The organism is Schumannella sp. 10F1B-5-1 (assembly GCF_006517535.1).
In the GTDB taxonomy this organism is placed as follows: domain Bacteria; phylum Actinomycetota; class Actinomycetes; order Actinomycetales; family Microbacteriaceae; genus Schumannella.
This window is the reverse complement of record NZ_VHQH01000300.1, coordinates 1-338: the sequence shown is the minus strand read 5'-3', so window position 1 is coordinate 338 and position 338 is coordinate 1. Positions and strand designations below refer to the sequence as shown.

At 68.6% G+C, this 338-nt stretch carries 1 protein-coding gene; it reads right to left on the bottom strand.

What is annotated here, in order from left to right; all coding sequences use genetic code 11:
* Window positions 1-8: 8 nt before the first annotated feature.
* Window positions 9-212, bottom strand: a complete 204-nt coding sequence (gene rpmF / locus FJ658_RS15775; RefSeq protein WP_141146263.1) for a 50S ribosomal protein L32 — start codon at window positions 210-212, stop codon at window positions 9-11.
* Window positions 213-338: the final 126 nt, after the last annotated feature.

Sequence of the window (338 nt, the reverse complement as noted above, 5' to 3'; positions counted from 1 at the left end):
GCAGCGGCTCAGACGTCGGCGACCTTACGGCCCTTGTACTCCAGGTAGAGCGGAGTACCGGCGGAGTCCTCGACGACCTTCGCGCGGTGCGGGAGGCTGTAGGTGACCTTGCCGTTCTCGACGGTCTTCACCAGGGTCGGCACGGACGCCTTCCACTGCGAACGGCGGGCGTGCGTGTTGGCACGCGACTGGCGGCGCTTGGGAACGGCCATGGCTGTCTCTTCTTTCGTGTTCGGCTTCCTGCGTGTCGGCAGGTCGCCGGAGGTCTAGTCGGTCTCGGTGGGGCGGAAGCCTTCGAGCGCCGCCCACCGGGGGTCGGTCACCTCGCGGTCCTGGGG

Excerpts from the sequence above, each read along its gene's own strand:
- rpmF (WP_141146263.1), bottom strand. The coding sequence starts at position 212 with ATGGCCGTTCCCAAGCGCCGCCAGTCGCGTGCCAACACGCACGCCCGC.